Origin of the sequence: Agrococcus beijingensis, from assembly GCF_030758955.1 — a bacterium.
Taxonomy (GTDB): Bacteria; Actinomycetota; Actinomycetes; order Actinomycetales; family Microbacteriaceae; genus Agrococcus; species Agrococcus beijingensis.
This window is the reverse complement of sequence record NZ_CP132360.1, coordinates 1,042,824-1,059,848: the sequence shown is the minus strand read 5'-3', so window position 1 is coordinate 1,059,848 and position 17,025 is coordinate 1,042,824. Positions and strand designations below refer to the sequence as shown.

Here is a 17,025-nt window from a genome sequence, read left to right as displayed (position 1 = left end):
CCGAGCACGAAAGAAGGACACATGGCTGGCAAGCCGCAGAACCGCAAGCCGCGGGGCCCGAAGGGCGGCAAGACGCTCGCTCCGGCGAAGGCGATCAAGGTCGGCGTCATCGACTGGAAGGACGTCGCGACGCTCAAGAAGTTCATCTCGGAGCGCGGCAAGATCCGTGCCCGTCGCATCACCGGCGTCTCGGTGCAGGAGCAGCGCCTGATCGCCAAGGCGATCAAGAACGCTCGCGAGATGGCGCTCCTGCCGTACTCCGGCGCCGGACGCTGAGGGGACTGAACCATGGCAAAGCTCATTCTGACGAACGAGGTCTCCGGCCTCGGCTCCGCTGGTGACGTCATCGAGGTCAAGAACGGGTTCGCCCGCAACTACCTCGTGCCGCAGGGCCTGGCTGTCGCGTGGACGCGCGGCGGCGAGAAGCAGGTCGAGTCGATCAAGGCAGGCCGCGTCGCACGCGAGCACGCCACGATCGAGGAGGCCCAGGACCTGCGCGCTCGCCTCGAGGCGAACGCCGTCACCCTGAAGGCGAAGACCGGCTCCGAGGGCCGCCTCTTCGGCTCGATCCAGACGAAGGACATCGCTGACGCCGTCGAGGCCGCCGGTCACGGCAGCATCGACAAGCGCGTCATCGAGATCGCCTCGCCGATCCGCTCGGTCGGCGAGTACAAGGCGACCGCGCGTCTGCGCGACGACATCGTCGCGACGATCACGCTCAAGGTGGTCGCGGCCAAGTAGCCGTACCCGCTTCGCCGAGGGCCCGCATCCGTCATGGATGCGGGCCCTCGTTCGTCGTCGACGGCAGGGTCGGATGCGTTGTCAAGCCGACAGGGGAAGCCAACCTTCAACGTGCACTTCACCCCCGTATCTCCCCACCGGTTGTGGAAACAGGAAGTCCCGGTCAGAGTCGGTTTCGGCGAGATTCCACGGTGCAATTCCACAGATCTGTGCACAGGTTGAGGGAGAGTCGTCTCCCGGGGCGCGCGGCGTTGTCCCCAGGTTTCCACAGCGTTGTCCACAGGGCGATTCGACGGCGGCCCCGGGCGCTCCTAGCCTGAGTCAGTCTCCCCTCGGCATGCCGCTGTGGGCGGCGTGCGCCATCGTGGCGGTGAGGGGGAACGCGTGACAGACCTGGCTGAGATCGGGCTCAACGAGAGCCGGTACAGCGAGCGGACCCCGCCGCACGACATGCTCGCCGAGCAGTCGGCCATCGGCGGCATGCTGCTGTCGAAGGACGCCGTCGCCGACTGCCTCGAGGTGGTGCGGGGCAACGACTTCTACCAGCCGAAGCACGAGATCGTCTACGAGGCGATCCTCTCGCTCTACTCGCGCGGCGAGCCCACCGACGTCATCACCGTCAGCGACGAGCTGACGAAGACGGCGATGCTCTCGCGCGCCGGCGGCGTCGAGTACCTGCACTCGCTCACGTCGATGGTGCCGACCGCCGCCAACGCCGGCTTCTATGCCGAGATCGTCGCCGAGAAGGCGGTGCTGCGCCGGCTCGTCGAGGCGGGCACGCGCATCGTGCAGATGGGCTACGCCTCGGAGGGCGAGGTCACCGACCTCGTGAACCACGCGCAGGCCGAGATCTACTCGGTGATGGGCGAGGACCAGGCCGAGGACTACGTGCCCCTCAGCATCGCCGTCGAGTCGGCGATCAACGAGATCGAGGCGGCGAAGGGCCTCGACGGCGTGATGACCGGTGTGCCGACGGGCTTCCGCGAGCTCGACGAGCTCACGAACGGCCTGCACCCGGGCCAGATGATCGTGATCGCCGCCCGACCGGGCATCGGCAAGTCGACGCTCGCGATGGACCTCGTGCGCTCCTGCTCGATCAAGAGCGACCTGCCGTCGGTCTTCTTCTCGCTCGAGATGGGGCGCACCGAGATCGCCATGAAGATGCTCTCGGCCGAGTCGAACATCCTGCTGCAGAAGCTGCGCAAGGGCGCGATCGAGGGCCGCGACTGGACGACGCTCGCGCAGGTGCGCGGGCGCATCAACGACGCGCCCCTCTACATCGACGACAGCCCCAACCTCACGCTCGTCGAGATCCGCGCCAAGTGCCGCCGCCTCAAGCAGCAGGCCGGGCTGCGCATGGTCGTGATCGACTACCTGCAGCTGATGACGAGCGGCAAGAAGGTCGAGTCGCGCCAGCAGGAGGTCTCGGAGTTCTCGCGCTCGCTCAAGCTGCTGGCGAAGGAGCTGCAGGTGCCGGTCATCGCGCTCTCGCAGCTGAACCGTGGCCCCGAGCAGCGCGGCGACAAGAAGCCCGCCATCAGCGACCTGCGCGAGTCGGGCTCGATCGAGCAGGACGCCGACATCGTGATGCTGCTGCACCGCGAGGACGCCTACGACCGCGACATCCGCCCCGGCGAGGCCGACATCATCGTCGCCAAGCACCGCGGTGGCCCGACGAAGACGATCCCGGTCGCCTTCCACGGCCACCTGGCCCGCTTCGTCGACATCGCGCCCGGCATGGGACCGGGCGAGGGCATCGCCTCGATGCCGCCCGGCGGCACGCCGTTCGGTGGCACGCCCTACGGCGCACCGCCGCCCGAGCCGCCGCCCTACGAGGGCTGAGCCGCGTTTGCTAGCATTGCTAGCAGGAGGTGCACGATGGCGACATTGACGATCCGGAACCTGTCTGAGGAGACCAGGCGAGCACTCAAAGCACGGGCCGCTGCGCACGATCGCTCGATGGAGGCCGAGGTGCGTGAGATCCTCGACGACGCCGTCGGCGTGCGGGTCGACTTCGTCCACGGCTGGCTCAGCGATGTCGAGCAGCTCGACATCGATCTTTCGCTTCCCGAGCGTGGACGCCCGCGTTCGGTCGACCTCCTGTGATCGTCCTCGACACGAACGTGCTCTCCGAGCCCATGCGACGGAGGCCTGACCCGGGCGTCATCGCATGGCTGAGCGCGCACGCCGATCGCGCCGCGATCACTGCGGTCTCGGTGGCGGAGCTGCAGTACGGCGTGCAGCGACTGGATGCGGGCCGACGGCGCGATGCGCTCCAGGGCGCCATCGATCGGATGGAGCGGGCGGCTGCTGACCGGCTGCTGGCCTTCGATCGTGCCGCAGCCCGCCGATGGGGGTCGTTGCGGGCCGAGCGCGAGCGGCTGGGCCGGCCGATGAGCCTGGAGGACGGGATGATCGCCGCGATTTGCCTGGTCGGCGAGCACGACCTCGCGACCCGCAACCTCGCCGACTTCGAAGGGCTCGGCATCACGCTGCACGACCCATGGCAGGTCGGAGGCTGAGGGCGACGAGCAGAGACTCCTCCCCAGCTGTCGTCAGCGGTGCAACGACGAGGCGGGCCCCGCAAACGCGTCGGGGCCCGCCTCGGTGGAACCTCAGTCAGCCCTGCTGGCCGACCGTGAAGTCGACGCGGCCGTCATCTGCCGCAGAGGCGTCGAGCACCTTGTCGTCGAGCACCACGGCGGCCGACGGGTCGAGGAAGACCTTCGCGCCGGCGGCCTCGACGACCTGGTCGTCGTCCTGCGGTGCTGCGGCGACCGCCACGTCGAGGCTGGAGCCGCCGAGGTCCTGTGAGATGCGGAGGCCTCCGGTGCTGGCGACGCTGGCGTTCTCGACGATGCCGGTGATGACGGTCTGGGCGTTCTCGGTCAGGGTGAGCATGGAGTGCTCCTTCCGTTGGCGAACCGGCCACGATGCCGGTCGCACGCGGCCTGTGCAACCCCTGGCAGTCGTCGGGAGTGTCGCTGGGCGCCGCGCATGGTGCAGACTCGGGGGCCGTGACCGATGAGCGCGTGCCGCAGCGGGCGCCGCTCGGCGCGAGCTTCTGGCGGCTCTTCTCGTCGTCGACGGCGTCGAACTTCTCCGACGGCATCCTGGCTGCGGCGCTGCCGCTGGTCGCGGCGAGCCTCACGCGCGACCCGCTGCTCGTCTCGCTGGTCGCGACGCTCGCGTTCCTGCCGTGGCTGCTGTTCGCGATCCCGGCGGGCGCGCTGGTCGACCGCGTCGACCGGCGTGCGGCGATGCGGCTCGCGAACCTCTTCCGCGCCCTCGTGCTGCTCGGTCTGGCGGTCGCGCTCGCCACGGGATGGGCGAGCATCTGGGTGCTCTACGTCGCGGCGTTCCTGCTCGGCATCGCCGAGACCGTCTACGACAACGCGGCGAGGGCGATGCTGCCCAGGGTGGTGCGTCGGGCGCAGCTCGAGCGGGGCAACTCGCTGCTCTCCACCGCCGAGAGCGTCACGAACCTCTTCCTCGGCGCGCCCCTGGGCGCACTCCTGTTCGCGCTGTGGGCGGTGCTGCCGATCGGCGCATCGGTCGTGCTCTACGTCGGGGCGGCGGTGCTGGTGGCGACGGTGCGCGGCGCCTTCGTGCCCGACCGCGGGGCCGAGCGCACGACGATGTCGGCCGACATCCGTGAGGGCCTCGGCTGGCTCGTGCGCCATCCGATCCTGCGGCAGCTCGTCTGGGCGACGGGCATCGCAGGGTTCGGCAACGCGATCGCGAACGGCATCGGCGTGCTGTTCGCGCTCGAGGTGCTGGGCATCGACGAGGCCGGCTTCGGCCTGGTGCTGAGCGTGATCGGCGTGGGCGCGATCCTCGGGGCGCTGCTGTCGACGACGATCACGCGGCTGCTGGGCCGCACGGGCGCCATGGGCGTGAGCGGCGTGGTCTACGGGATGACGCTGCTGGCGATGGGCGTCTGGCCGACGCTGCCGGTCGCGCTGGTCTGCTGGCCGCTGGGGGCGCTCGCCGTGAGCGCCTTCAACGTGCAGGTCATGTCGGTGCGGCAGGCCCTCATCCCGGATGCGCTGTTCGGCCGGGTGCAGGGCGCCTACCGCACGGTGATCTGGGGCGGCATGCCGCTGGGCGCGCTCACCGGCGGGGCCGTGGCGTCGGCCTTCGACCTGCCGACCGCGTTCGTGGTCGCCGGCGTGCTGGCGACGATCGCGGGCGTCGCGGTGTGGTGGGTGCTGGCGGTGTTCCGGCACCAGATCGCCGATGCCTTCGCCGAGGAGACCGAGGCGGCCTGACAGACTGGCTGCATGCCCACTGACTCCGAGGCGCGTGTCGCCGTCTACATCGACTTCGACAACATCCTCATCTCGCGCTACGACCAGATCCACGGTCGCGGCGCCTTCCATGCCGACAAGGTGCGCACGCTGCCCGCCGACGGCCGCGAGTCGAAGGCGCGCACGCGCTTCTCGCAGGCGACCGTCGACCTCGGCGCGATCATCGACTACGCCTCCTCCTACGGCTCGATCGTGCTCAGCCGCGCCTACGCCGACTGGTCGGTGCCGGCGCACGCCGCCTACCGCGACCAGCTGCTGGCCAGAGCGGTCGACCTGGTGCAGATGTTCCCGACCACCCGCTCGCTGAAGAACGGCGCCGACATCCGCCTCTCGATCGACGTGGTCGAGGATCTCTTCCGCCTCGACAACATCACCCACGTCGTGGTGGTGGCTGGCGACAGCGACTACATCGCGCTCGCCCAGCGCACCAAGCGGCTGGGCCGCTACATGGTGGGCATCGGCGTCGCCGGCTCCACCTCGAAGTCGCTCGCCGCCGCGTGCGACGAGTTCGCCGACTACGACGCGCTGCCGGGCATCGAGCCGGTGCAGATCGACGAGCCCGAGCCCGAGGTCGACGCGCCCGCGCCGACGAAGGCGGAGGCCAAGCGCATCGCCGCCGAGGCCGAGGAGGCCGCGGCGACGGAGGCCGAGGCCGCGAAGGCACCCGCGCGTCGCCGCCGCCGTGCGACGAGCGAGTCGGTCGCCGCGGCTCAGGACGAGGTGGCGATGACCCCGGCCCAGCGCGGCGACGCCTCGACGGGCCTGCTCGAGCGCGCCATGCGCATCCTGCACCAGAAGACCGACGACGAGTGGCTGCACGCCAACGTCGTCAAGGAGCAGATGAAGCGCATGGATCCGGTCTTCAACGAGAAGTCGATCGGGCACAAGTCGTTCTCCGACTTCGTGACCGCAAGGGATGCGCTGGTCGAGCTGCGCGAGGAGGGGCAGGCCCGCCTGCTCCGCCTGAAGGGCGAGTAGCCCGGGCCCGCCGGCTCGCGGGCAGCGACGGCTGTCCCGATGTCAGCGACCGGGTGCACACTGGTCGCATGCCGGAGCTGCCCGAGGTCGAGGCGCTCGCGGCCGACCTGGGCGCCCGCCTGGCCGGCCGCGCGATCCGTCGTGTCGACGTGCCGTCGATCGCCGCGCTCAAGACCTACGACCCATCCGTCGACGCCCTCGCGGGCACCGTCTTCACCGGAGCGAGCCGACGCGGCAAGCACCTGGTGCTGAGCGTCGACAGCGGGCTGCACCTCGTGATCCACCTGGCGCGCTCCGGGTGGATCCAGTGGCGCGCTGGAGCTCAGAGCGAAGACCCTTTCGGGTCTTCGCCGCGACGCCAGCGCCGTGGCCCGTCTCGGGCCACGGTGAACGGGTTGCCCGCGTTCAAGGGTCCGCTGGCGGCCCGCGTGGTGCTCGAGCGCGCCGCGGGCGACGAGGGGGTCGGCGGCGACGGCTTCGACGTGACCGAGCGCGCGACGCAGAAGCGGCTCGCGATCCACGTGGTCGCGCATCCCGACCAGGTGCTCTCGATCGCGACGCTCGGCCCCGAGCCGCTCGACGCATCCTTCACCGAGGAGCGCTTCGCGAACATCCTCGAGCATGCCGGCCGGGCACAGATCAAGGGCGTGCTCCGCGACCAGCGGCGCATCGCCGGCATCGGCAACGCCTACTCCGACGAGATCCTGCATGCGGCGCGCATGTCGCCGTTCCACCCGGCGTCGATGCCGCCCGACGAGGTGCACCGGCTCTACACGGCCCTGCGCGAGGTGCTCGGCGAGGCGGTCGAGCATGCCCGCGGCGTGCCGGCGTCGTCGCTGAAGGCCGAGAAGCGGCAGGGGATGCGGGTGCACGGCCGCAAGGGCGAGGCGTGCCCGGTGTGCGGCGACACGGTGCGCCAGGTCATCTATGCCGACAGCACCTTCGAGTACTGCGCGAACTGCCAGACGGGCGGCAAGCCGCTCGCCGATCGGGTACTGTCGCGGCTGGGCGTGCGGCGCTGAGGTCGTTGGCGCTGAGGCCCCATCCCCGTCAGCGCAGCTCCGCGAGCACCTCGTTCAGGGCCTCGGTCGACGACGGATGCGTCCAGATGCCATCGCGCAGCTCGGTCGCCGTCACGCCGGCGCGCATCGCCAGGGCGACGAGGTTCACGACCTCCTGTGCGTCGATGGTGTGGAGGGCGGCGCCGAGCACGAGGTCGCTCTGCGCGTCGACGACGAGCTTGATGATGCCGTGCGTCTCGCCGACGGCCTTCGGCCGCGGCATCGCGGCGATCGTCGCCACCGGCTTGGCGGCGACGCGCACGTCGAGTCCGCGCGCTCGCGCCTCGCGCTCGGTGATGCCGACGCGGGCGAGCGGCGGCGTGGTGAAGGTGGTGGTCGGCACGGCGACCCGGTCGTCGCGGCTGCGGCCGCCTCGGCCGGTGAGCTGGGAGAGCACGACCCGGTGGTCGTCGAGCGAGATGGGCGTGAGCTGCTGGCCGCCGTTCACGTCGCCGACCGCCCAGACGCCGTCGGCGCTGGTGCGCAGCAACTCGTCGACGGTCACGAAGCCGCGCTCGTCGGTAGCGATGCCGGCTGACGGGAGGTCGAGTCCCGCTGTGACGGGCGCGCGGCCGGTGGCGAGCAGCACGGCGTCAGCGGCGACCTCGCCGGCGGAGGTGACGACCGTCGCGACTGCGCCGTCGTCGTCGATCCGCTCGGTGTCGGCATCGGCGAGGATCCGCACGCCGGCGTCGGTGAGCGCCTCCTCGACGGAGGCGCGCACATCGTCGTCCTCGTGGGGCAGGATGCTCGCGCCGCGCACGATCACCGTGACCGCGCTGCCGAAGCGGGCGAACATGCCGGCGAACTCGAGCGCGATGGGGCCGCCGCCGACGATCGCGAGCCGCTCGGGCACGCGGTCGAGGTGCTGGAGGCCGGTGGAGTCGTGCACGCGCGGCCCGGTCTCGCCGGGGATGCCCGGCAGTCGCGGCTCGGTGCCGGTGTTGACGACCACGTGCTCGGCGACGATCTCGAGCTGCTCGTCGCCGCCGTGGACGCGCACCGTGCGGGGGCCGGTGAAGCGCGCCTCGCCGCGCACGAGCGTGACGGCGTCGACGGTCGCGAGCAGCTGCCGGTTGGCCTCCCGCAGTCGCCCGACCAGGCTGTCGCGGGTCTCGACGGCGCGAGCCAGGAAGGCATCCGGGTGGTCGTCGGGCCGCCGCGACTCGGCCTGGTGCACCAGCGCCTTCGTGGGCACGCAGGCGACGTTGATGCAGGTGCCTCCGACCATGGCGTCGTCGCGCTCGACGAGCACGACCCGCCGGCCGGCGCTGCCGAGCGAGCGGGCGAGCGTCTTGCCGCCCTTGCCCCAGCCGATCACCAGCAGCTCGGTCTCGAGGCGCTGGGTCTCGAGGCGCTGGGCCTCGAGGTGCTCGGGCATCAGAGGTCTCCGGCCACCACGGTCCAGGGCTGGATCGTCACGATCGAGACGCCGGGCGCGGAGTAGTACGGGTCGCGCGCGAGCGCGGCCTTCACCTGGGCGACGTCGTCGGTCTCGAACAGCAGCAGCGCGCCCGATTGGTCGGCGAACGGGCCTGCGGCGACCAGCAGCCCCTCCTCGTGCATCTCGGTGAGCAGCTCGCGGTGGCGGGGACGCAGCTCAAGACGGGTGGGGTCGTCGGTGAACGACGTGATGACAGCGATCATGCGCCCAGCCTACGGACACCGGATCGATGCGGGCGGGGCGTGCCCGCACCGACGACGAGGGGGGGTTGCCCTGCCGGGGTGAGCTGGGCAACCGCCCGTCGTGTCGTGCCTGAGTGGCGTCAGGCCGAGACGAGCTCCGCCGCGGCGGCGGCCACGAGCTGCTCGACGCCCTGGCGGATGTCGTCGCTGTAGCGGGCGACGAACGGCGCCACCTCGCCGAAGCTGCGGTCCTCGTCGAAGTCGGTGGGGGCGAACGTGAGCGTGACCGCATCGGCCGCGAGTTCGCCGCCCATGTGCGCGAAGACGCCGCCGATGCCTGCCGCGGCATCCGCGCCGCCCGACCAGCCGTACGAGACGACGAGGCCGGGCATGCCCTTCCAGGTCGTGTAGAGCGAGTCGAGCGCGTTCTTGATCGGCGCCGAGAAGCTGCCGTTGTACTGCGGCGTCAGCAGGATGACCCCGTCGAGCGCCTCGATCTGCTCGGCCCACGCGATGGTGTGCGGCTCGGTGCGGATGTCGGTGGCGGGGTGCGCCTCCTCGTTGAGGAGCGGCAGGTCGATCTCGGCGAGGTCGAGCATGACGGGCTCGGCGCCGGCCGCGTCGATCGCAGGGACGATCTCGTCGGCGACCTTGCGGCCGATGCGCGAGGGGCGGGTGCTGCCGACGATCAGGCCGATGCGGGGGCGTGCAGACATGGGTCTCCTTCAGGATCCGAGGTGAGCGCGATGGCGCAGTCCGATATCCGACAACCTGCGCGCGGGCGCATCTATTCCGTCCCGGTCCGGGGGCGGGAGGCCAGGGCCCGGAGCGGGCGCCGTCAGGCCAGGAAGGCGCGGGCCGCCGCGACCATCGCGGTGGTCGCGGTGTCGAGGGTCGGCTGCATCACGGGGATGAAGTTGGGTGCGTGGTTGGAGGGCACGTCGACGTCGAAGGTGCCGCGCGCGCGAGCCGCAGCGACGAGCTCGGGATCGAAGCCGCCATAGAACCAGTAGACGTACGGTGCGCCCCACACCTCGGGCAGGTAGCTGAAGTCCTCCGAGCCGAGCACCGGCTGCTGCACGCCGTGCCGCTCGCCGAAGGCCGCGTCGAACGCCGCACCCACCGCAGCCGACGCATCCGGGTCGTTCGTGGTGTGGGGCGCGCGCTCGCCGCGCTCGATCGTCGCCGGGGGAGCGCCCGCGGCCTGCGCCTCGCCCTGCACGATGCGCTCGATGGCGGCCAGCACGCGCTGGCGCACGGGCTCCTCGAACGACCGCACGTTCACCTCGAAGCGGGCCGAGCTGGGGATGATGTTCTGCTTGGTGCCGGCGTGGAAGGTGCCGATCGTCACGACCGCACGGTCGGAGGGCGCCACCTCGCGCGAGACGATCGTCTGCAGGCGCAGCACCATCGAGGCGCCCAGCACGATCGGGTCGATCGTCTTCTCGGGCTGCGAGCCGTGGCCCCCTCGGCCGTTGACGGTCACGATCAGGTGGTCGCTCGCCGCCATCACCGGGCCCGGGGCGCTCACGACGTGGCCCGCGGCGCCCGACATCACGTGCTGGCCGAGCGCCACATCGATGCCCGCGGGGAACAGCTCGCGCAGCGCGCCCTGCATGCCGAGCGCCCCGTCCATGGTCTCCTCGGCGGGCTGGAAGACGGCGATGATCGTGCCCGACCAGTCGTCCTGGTCGGCGAGGATCCGCAGCGCGCCCTGCAGCGAGGCCATGTGCGTGTCGTGGCCGCACGCGTGCATGACACCGGTGGCCTGGCCCTCGAACGTGTCGGTCGCGGTCGAGCGATACGGCACCTGCTCGGCCTCGGTGACGGGCAGGCCGTCCATGTCGGCGCGCAGCAGCACCGTCGGGCCGTCGCCGCGGCGCAGCACGCCGACGACGGCGGTCTCGACGCCGACGCCCTCGTGCACCTCGAGCCCGAGCTCGCGCAGCAGCTCGGCCATGCGCGCGGCAGTGCGGTGCTCGCGGAGCGAGAGCTCGGGTGCCGCGTGCAGCTCCCGGTAGAGGTCTTCGATGAACGGGCGGTGCTGCTCGAGGCTCATGCTCCACAGGCTACGACCTCCGGCAGCGCCGGTACGATGGAGGGGACTGCAAGGAGACCCGTGACCGCCACGCCGCGCCCCTCGCAGGGGCTGCTCCCGTGGCATCTCCCTGCCATGCGAGCCATCCCCGCGCTCGTCGTCGGCCTCGCGCTGCCGTTCCTGGCGCTGCACTCGGCGCTCGTCGGCCTGGTCGCGCTCGCGATCCTGCTCGCCGGCACGGCCGTCGCCCTCTGGGTGGGCCGCGCGCTGGTGCCCGGCGAGGCCGGGCGCTGGCCGCTGCTGACCGCCGCGTGGTCGGCTGTCGCCGCTGTCGTGGCGCTCGCGCTGGCGCTCGCCGCTCCCACGGCGACGGCGCTCGCCCTCACCGTCGCGGCATGGGGCATCGCCTCGGGCGTGCTCGAGCTGCGCGGCTGGTGGCGGATGCGTGCGGTCACCGAGCCGCGCACCCTGCAGCTGGCGCGCGACTGGCGTGCCGTCGGCCTCTTCACGATCGTGCTGGGCGCGGTGCTCCTGTTCGTCAGGGATGCCGTCACCCTCACCGGCCTGATCAACGCCTACGCCGTCATCGTCGGCGTCTACCACGCGCTCGCGGCGCTCTCCGCACGCCCGGCGCGCACCAACCCCGAGCCTGAGCGGAGCGAAGCATGAGCGACCAGCAGTACGACGACGGGTCCGTCCAGCCCACCCGGAAGCAGCGGCTGAAGCCGTTCGAGTACCTCGCGTTCGCGGGCGCGGCGGGCGTCTTCATCGGCCTGATCGTGCTCATGACGGTGCGCGACGTGGTGCTCGCCCTCATCTTCGGCGGTGTCGGCTTCATCGTGACGCTGCTGATCATCGCGACCCTGATGCTCTCGATCAAGCCCAAGGGGCGGTCGTCGGCAGACCTCGACAAGCGCGACGGCTTCGACGCGTGACGCTGCGGGCGCTGCTGGCGGCGGCGGCCGTTGTGGCGCTCGCCGGCTGCGCCTCGACCGGCCCGGTCGGCGGTACCGGGCCGAGCTCGAGCCCGGACGCCGCGTCGCAGCCGCCCGCAGCCGCCCCCGACGGCCCGCACCTGACCGCCGAGGGCGTCGTCTTCGACCCGATCGCCCACGACGTCGAGCCCGACGACGACTGCGAGGGGCTACCGGGCCGCGACGAGCTCGACGCCTTCGACCGCGCAGCCTGGCCCGCTCTGGACGTCGCGGCCGGTGAGGCGATCATGACCTGCGGCAACGCGGATGGCGCTGGCTGGCGTCACATCGCCGATGGCCACACCGGCGACTTCGGCGAGCTCGCCGAGCCGGTCGGCGCTGAGTGGGAGGACGTCGCCTGGTTCGCGATCGACCGCGCGCTCGAGCAGCCGACGCGCGTCGAGGAGTACCGCGACGACATCGTCAACTACGACGTGCTCGTCGAGCTCGTCGATGACGACCAGACCCAGCGCGCCTGGATGGTCACGGTCGGCGTCGGCCTGAGCTCTGGCCACATCATTACGGCGTTCCCCGACGAGCAGCGCTGACCCACGCCCGCCGCGCCCTCCGCCATGACGGGCGCATGCGCGACCTCACGACCGTCGCCCGATCGCGGCCCGGTCGCGAAACGCCGAAGGCGAACGTTCTTTTGATCGGTTCACGATAACCAGTAGGGTGGCATCGTGACCGAGACCGACGCCGAGCTGCTGCGCGAGCACGGCCTGCGCGTGACGCAGGGCCGACTCGCGGTGCTCGACGTGCTCGCGGGCATGCCGCACGCCGACGCCGAGAGCCTGCACCGCGGGCTCGCCGCGGCAGGGCACGAGACGAGCGTGCAGTCGGTGCACAACATGCTCGGCGACCTCACGGTGGCCGGGCTGGTGCGCCGCTTCGAGCCGGAGCGCTCACCGGCCCGCTACGAGCGCCGCGTCGACGACAACCACCACCACGCCGTCTGCGCGCGCTGCGGCAAGGTCGAGGATGTCGACTGCATCGTCGGCGAGGCGCCCTGCCTGCACGCCGACGCCCCGCCGGGGTTCACCGTCGAGGCCGCGCAGGTCACGTTCGTCGGCGTCTGCGCCGACTGCGCGAAGGCCGCCTGACCGACCCCCGCCAGACCGCCGCGCGGCACCGACAGACCCGGGCGACGAAGCCCATCCACAGACCCGACAGCGCGCAGCCGCGCGATGTCCACCGACCACGACACACGACACGAGACGGAGCGGCTCATGACGACCCCCACCACGAACAGCGTCGGCACCCCGATCGCGAGCGACGCGCACTCGCAGAGCGTCGGCGCCGACGGCGCGATCGCGCTGACCGACCACTACCTGGTCGAGAAGCTCGCCCACTTCAACCGCGAGCGGGTGCCGGAGCGCGTCGTGCACGCCAAGGGCGGCGGCGCCTTCGGCCGCTTCGTCACCACCCACGACGTCTCGCAGTACACGCGCGCCGCGCTCTTCCAGCCGGGCGTCGAGACCGAGCTGCTCGCCCGCTTCTCGACCGTCGCCGGTGAGCAGGGCAGCCCCGACACGTGGCGGGACCCGCGCGGCTTCTCGCTGAAGTTCTACACGACCGAGGGCAACTACGACCTGGTCGGCAACAACACCCCCGTCTTCTTCATCCGCGACGGCATCAAGTTCCCCGACTTCATCCACTCGCAGAAGCGCCTGCCCGGCTCGCACCTGCGCGACAACGACATGCAGTGGGACTTCTGGACGCTCTCGCCCGAGTCGGCGCACCAGGTGACCTGGCTGATGGGCGACCGCGGCCTGCCGAAGACGTGGCGCAACATGGACGGCTTCGGCTCGCACACCTACCAGTGGATCAACGCCGAGGGCGAGCGCTTCTGGGTGAAGTACCACTTCAAGACCAACCAGGGCAACGACTTCCTCCCGCAGGAGGAGGCCGACCAGCTCGCCGGCAGCGACGCCGACCACCACATCCGCGACCTCTACTCGGCGATCGAGGATGGCGACTTCCCCTCGTGGACGCTGTTGGTGCAGGTCATGCCCTACGAGGATGCCGCGACCTACCGCTTCAACCCGTTCGACCTGACCAAGGTGTGGCCGCACGGCGACTACCCGCTCATCGAGGTCGGCCAGATGACGCTCGACCGCAACCCCGAGAACTACTTCGCGCAGATCGAGCAGGCGGCGTTCAGCCCCGCGCACTTCGTGCCGGGCATCGCGGCCAGCCCCGACAAGATGCTCCAGGCGCGCATCTTCAGCTACGCCGACGCGCAGCGCTACCGCGTCGGTGCCAACCACGCAGAGCTGCCCGTCAACGCCGCGAAGGCCGAGGTGAGCTCGTACGACAAGGAGGGCTCGATGCGCACGCGCTTCCGCCCGGCGAGCGCCCCGGTCTACGCGCCGAACTCGTTCGGCGGCCCGGCGGCGGATGCGGCTGCGGCCGGTGACGACCGCGGGTGGCAGAACGACGGTGAGCTCGTGCGCTCGGCCGTGACGCTGCACCCCGAGGACGACGACTTCGGCCAGGCCGGCACGCTCGTGCGCGACGTGCTGAGCATCCCCGAGCGCGAGCGCCTGGTGGCGAACATCGTCGGTCACGTCGGCAAGACGCGCGTGCCCGAGATCCGCGAGCGCGCGATCCAGTACTGGAAGAACGTGGATGCGGGGCTCGGCGCGCTCGTCGAGGCCGGCCTGACGCCCATCGAGGAGCCGCGCACGTCGCTGGCCTCCGAGCCGGTGCGCACGCCCGCCGTCTTCTAGCCCGCACACGACGAGAGGCCCGCGCCGGATGGTTCCGGAGCGGGCCTCTCGTCGTCGGGCGCGGCCCCGTCTCGCCCGCGCTCACTGCGGTGCCGTGCGCCCTGCCGTGCCTCAGGGCCGGAGCAGCACCTTGATCGCCCGCCGCTCGTCCATCGCGCGATAGGCCTCTGCCGCGTCGTCGAGCGGCAGCTCGAGGTCGAAGACGGCGGATGCGTCGAGGTCGCCCGAGAGCACGTCCGGCACCAGCTCGGGCAGGTAGCGCACGACGGGCGCCATGCCGCCGCGCAGCCCGATGTTGCCGCGGAACGCGGTCGGCCAGGGGATCTGGGTGCCGTGCGGCACGCCCACGAAGCCGACGGTCGCGCCGGGGCGCGCGACGCGGAACGCGGTGAGCATCGACTGCTCGGTGCCCACGCACTCGAGCACCGCATCCGCCCCCACCCCGTCGGTCAGCTCGCGCACCGCCTCGACGGCGTCGTCGCCGCGCGAGTCGACCAGGTCGGTGGCGCCGAAGGCGGTCGCCAAGCGCTGCCGCGCGGGGTTGCGGGAGAGCGCGATGATGCGCTCGGCGCCGAGCCGGCGGGCGGAGAGCACGCCGCAGAGGCCGACGGCGCCGTCGCCCACCACCACCGCGGTCATCCCGCGCGCGACGCCGGCCGAGACGGCCGCGTGGTGGCCGGTGGGCAGCACGTCGCTGAGCGCGAGCACCGCCGCGTGCTGCTCGACGGCGGGCGCGTCGTCGAGCACGAAGCAGGTGGCGTCGGCGTTGGTGACACGGGTGAGCTCGGCCTGCCCGCTCGCGGTCATCGCCAGCTCGAGGCAGCCCTGGGTCTGGCCGGCGAGGCAGTGCACGCAGCGGCCGCAGCAGTGGTCGAACGGCACGATCACGAAGTCGCCGACGCGCACGCGCGCGACGTCGGCGCCGACCGCCTCGACGACGCCGATCGCCTCGTGGCCGATCGTGCGGGGCTCGTGCACGGGGTTCGCGCCGCGGTACGGCCACAGGTCGGAGCCGCACACGCACGCGGCCACCACCCGCACGATCGCGTCGGTCGGACGCTCGATGGATGGGTCGGCCCAGGTCTCGACGCGGATGTCGCCCGGGGCGTGGAGGATCGTCGCTCGCATGCCCCCAGCCTGGCACTGCCCGGCGCCCGGCTCCGACTCGGGCTGCGCGCGGCCTACGGCAGGCGGTCGACGAGCGCGCTCGCGACGCCCGTGTACGCGCCCGGGGTGAGACGGCGCAGGCGCTCCTTGGCCGCATCCGAGATGTCGAGCCCGTCGACGAACGCGATCAGCTGCTCCTGACCGACCTTCTGGCCCCGCGTGAGCTCCTTGAGCTGCGCGTAGGGGTCGTCGATCGACGAGCTGCCGGCGAGCACCTCGGCGCGGATCACCGTCTGGATCGCCTCGGCCAGCACCTCCCAGTTGCCGTCGAGGGCGGCGTCGAGCGCGGTGTCGGAGACCGCGATCTCCGAGAGGCCGCGCTTCAGGTTGTCGAGCGCGAGCAGCGAGTGGCCGAGCGCGACGCCGATGTTGCGCTGCGTCGACGAGTCGGTGAGATCGCGCTGCAAGCGGCTCGTGACGAGCGTCGCCGAGAGCGACTCGAGCAGCGCCGACGCGATCTCGAGGTTGGCCTCGGCGTTCTCGAAGCGGATCGGGTTGATCTTGTGCGGCATCGTCGACGAGCCGGTCGCGCCCGCCACCGGGATCTGCGTGAAGGTGCCCAGCATGATGTAGGTCCACACGTCGGTCGCGAGGTTGTGCAGGATGCGGCCTGCGTGCGAGATCGCGCCGAACAGCTCGGCCTGCCAGTCGTGCGACTCGATCTGCGTGGTGAGCGGGTTCCAGACGAGCCCCAGGTGCTCGACGAAGGCGGATGCGGTGGCCGGCCAGTCGGCGCCGGGCTCGGCCACGACGTGGGCCGAGAAGGTGCCGGTGGCGCCGGCGAACTTGCCGAGCACCTCGACCTGCTCGATGCGCTTCGCCTGCCGCTCGAGGCGCCACGCGACGACCGCGAGCTCCTTGCCGAGCGTCGTCGGCGTGGCGGGCTGGCCGTGGGTGAGGGACAGCATCGGGCGGTCGCGCTGCTCGACGGCGAGCTCGCGGAGGCGGTCGATGACGGCGCGGAACTGAGGCATCCAGACGTCGGTGACGGCGGCGCGGATCGTCAGCGCGTAGGAGAGGTTGTTGATGTCCTCGCTCGTGCAGGCGATGTGCACGGCCTCCGACAGCCGCTCGAGGCCGAGCTGCGCCAGCTGGTCGCGCACGAGGTACTCGACGGCCTTCACGTCGTGGCGGGTGACGGCCTCCTTCTCGGCGAGCCAGTCGATCTGCTCCTGGCCGAAGCTCCGCGCCCACTGCCGCAGCGCATCCGCCTCATGCGCCTCGACCGGCGTCGCGCCGAAGAGGCGGTGCTCGGCGACCCAGAGCAGCCACTCGACCTCGACGTGCACGCGGGCGCGGTTGAGGCCGGCCTCGGAGAGGTGCTCGGCGAGCGCCGACGTCTGCCGCTGGTAGCGGCCGTCGAGCGGGGAGAGGGGCTGGATGGGCAGGGACATGGGG

The 17,025-nt window shown here is 71.7% G+C and carries 19 protein-coding genes and 1 pseudogene; 13 read left to right on the top strand and 7 right to left on the bottom strand.

What is annotated here, in order from left to right; genetic code table 11:
• The first annotated feature begins 21 nt into the window (after positions 1-21).
• From rpsR to Q9250_RS05050, 5 genes and pseudogenes are all read left to right on the top strand, one after another.
• Positions 22-276, top strand: a complete 255-nt coding sequence (gene rpsR, locus Q9250_RS05070; protein WP_306233505.1) for a 30S ribosomal protein S18 — start codon at positions 22-24, stop codon at positions 274-276.
• A 12-nt stretch (positions 277-288) separates the two neighbouring features.
• The gene (gene rplI, locus Q9250_RS05065; protein ID WP_306233504.1) at positions 289-741 is read left to right on the top strand and encodes a 50S ribosomal protein L9; all 453 of its coding nucleotides are present in this window, start codon (positions 289-291) and stop codon (positions 739-741) included.
• Between the two features lie 450 nt (positions 742-1,191).
• Positions 1,192-2,475 (top strand): annotated as a pseudogene (dnaB, locus tag Q9250_RS05060) (replicative DNA helicase); the annotation flags it as partial.
• Positions 2,476-2,619: 144 nt separating this feature from the next.
• Positions 2,620-2,847 carry a FitA-like ribbon-helix-helix domain-containing protein gene (locus Q9250_RS05055; RefSeq protein WP_306233502.1) on the top strand — a complete coding sequence of 76 codons (228 nt, stop codon included), beginning with the start codon at positions 2,620-2,622 and terminating at the stop codon, positions 2,845-2,847.
• Positions 2,844-3,263 (top strand): type II toxin-antitoxin system VapC family toxin, encoded by a 420-nt coding sequence (locus tag Q9250_RS05050; protein ID WP_306233501.1) that lies wholly within the window; start codon positions 2,844-2,846, stop codon positions 3,261-3,263. The genes Q9250_RS05055 and Q9250_RS05050 overlap by 4 nt, the downstream gene beginning before the upstream one ends.
• A 97-nt stretch (positions 3,264-3,360) precedes the next feature.
• Here the strand turns inward: Q9250_RS05050 and Q9250_RS05045 are convergent, their stop codons facing one another.
• Positions 3,361-3,642 carry a hypothetical protein gene (locus tag Q9250_RS05045; protein ID WP_306233500.1) on the bottom strand — a complete coding sequence of 94 codons (282 nt, stop codon included), beginning with the start codon at positions 3,640-3,642 and terminating at the stop codon, positions 3,361-3,363.
• A gap of 116 nt (positions 3,643-3,758) precedes the next feature.
• On the opposite strand from Q9250_RS05045, the gene Q9250_RS05040 reads away from it, so the two are divergent.
• The 3 genes from Q9250_RS05040 (at position 3,759) to Q9250_RS05030 (ending at position 7,051) form a co-directional block, all read left to right on the top strand.
• Positions 3,759-5,012: an MFS transporter gene (locus Q9250_RS05040; protein ID WP_306233499.1), complete on the top strand. Its 1,254-nt coding sequence runs from the start codon at positions 3,759-3,761 to the stop codon at positions 5,010-5,012.
• 12 nt (positions 5,013-5,024) lie between these two features.
• Positions 5,025-6,029 (top strand): NYN domain-containing protein, encoded by a 1,005-nt coding sequence (locus Q9250_RS05035; protein ID WP_306233498.1) that lies wholly within the window; start codon positions 5,025-5,027, stop codon positions 6,027-6,029.
• A gap of 68 nt (positions 6,030-6,097) precedes the next feature.
• Complete coding sequence (locus Q9250_RS05030) at positions 6,098-7,051, top strand: Fpg/Nei family DNA glycosylase (protein WP_306233496.1); 954 nt, start codon at positions 6,098-6,100, stop codon at positions 7,049-7,051.
• Between the two features lie 28 nt (positions 7,052-7,079).
• Here Q9250_RS05030 and Q9250_RS05025 read toward each other — a convergent pair whose 3' ends face one another.
• From Q9250_RS05025 to Q9250_RS05010, 4 genes are all read right to left on the bottom strand, one after another.
• Positions 7,080-8,471, bottom strand: a complete 1,392-nt coding sequence (locus Q9250_RS05025) for a dihydrolipoyl dehydrogenase family protein (protein ID WP_306233495.1) — start codon at positions 8,469-8,471, stop codon at positions 7,080-7,082.
• The gene (locus Q9250_RS05020) at positions 8,471-8,737 is read right to left on the bottom strand and encodes a YciI family protein (RefSeq protein ID WP_306233494.1); all 267 of its coding nucleotides are present in this window, start codon (positions 8,735-8,737) and stop codon (positions 8,471-8,473) included. Before Q9250_RS05020 ends, Q9250_RS05025 begins: the two co-directional genes overlap by 1 nt.
• Before the next feature lie 119 nt (positions 8,738-8,856).
• The gene (locus tag Q9250_RS05015) at positions 8,857-9,432 is read right to left on the bottom strand and encodes an NADPH-dependent FMN reductase (RefSeq protein ID WP_306233493.1); all 576 of its coding nucleotides are present in this window, start codon (positions 9,430-9,432) and stop codon (positions 8,857-8,859) included.
• A 122-nt stretch (positions 9,433-9,554) separates the two neighbouring features.
• Positions 9,555-10,775: an amidohydrolase gene (locus Q9250_RS05010; RefSeq protein ID WP_306233492.1), complete on the bottom strand. Its 1,221-nt coding sequence runs from the start codon at positions 10,773-10,775 to the stop codon at positions 9,555-9,557.
• A gap of 114 nt (positions 10,776-10,889) precedes the next feature.
• Here Q9250_RS05010 and Q9250_RS05005 point away from each other — a divergent pair, with 114 nt between their 5' ends.
• From Q9250_RS05005 to Q9250_RS04985, 5 genes are all read left to right on the top strand, one after another.
• On the top strand, positions 10,890-11,423 hold the full coding sequence (locus tag Q9250_RS05005; RefSeq protein ID WP_306233491.1) for a hypothetical protein: 534 nt from the start codon (positions 10,890-10,892) through the stop codon (positions 11,421-11,423).
• Entirely contained in the window at positions 11,420-11,689 is a 270-nt protein-coding gene (locus Q9250_RS05000) for a hypothetical protein (protein WP_306233490.1), read from the top strand. The genes Q9250_RS05005 and Q9250_RS05000 overlap by 4 nt, the downstream gene beginning before the upstream one ends.
• The gene (locus Q9250_RS04995; RefSeq protein WP_306233489.1) at positions 11,686-12,276 is read left to right on the top strand and encodes a hypothetical protein; all 591 of its coding nucleotides are present in this window, start codon (positions 11,686-11,688) and stop codon (positions 12,274-12,276) included. Before Q9250_RS05000 ends, Q9250_RS04995 begins: the two co-directional genes overlap by 4 nt.
• Positions 12,277-12,411: 135 nt before the next feature.
• A complete protein-coding gene (locus Q9250_RS04990) occupies positions 12,412-12,831 on the top strand; it encodes a Fur family transcriptional regulator (RefSeq protein ID WP_422665078.1) in 420 nt (139 codons plus the stop codon).
• A 126-nt stretch (positions 12,832-12,957) separates the two neighbouring features.
• On the top strand, positions 12,958-14,460 hold the full coding sequence (locus Q9250_RS04985; protein ID WP_306233488.1) for a catalase: 1,503 nt from the start codon (positions 12,958-12,960) through the stop codon (positions 14,458-14,460).
• A gap of 111 nt (positions 14,461-14,571) precedes the next feature.
• On the opposite strand, the gene Q9250_RS04980 is transcribed toward Q9250_RS04985, so the two are convergent.
• Both Q9250_RS04980 and purB read right to left on the bottom strand, forming a co-directional pair.
• Positions 14,572-15,588 (bottom strand): zinc-binding dehydrogenase, encoded by a 1,017-nt coding sequence (locus Q9250_RS04980; protein ID WP_306233487.1) that lies wholly within the window; start codon positions 15,586-15,588, stop codon positions 14,572-14,574.
• A gap of 53 nt (positions 15,589-15,641) precedes the next feature.
• Positions 15,642-17,021, bottom strand: coding sequence for an adenylosuccinate lyase (gene purB, locus Q9250_RS04975; protein WP_306233486.1), 1,380 nt, complete (start codon positions 17,019-17,021; stop codon positions 15,642-15,644).
• Between the last annotated feature and the right edge of the window lie 4 nt (positions 17,022-17,025).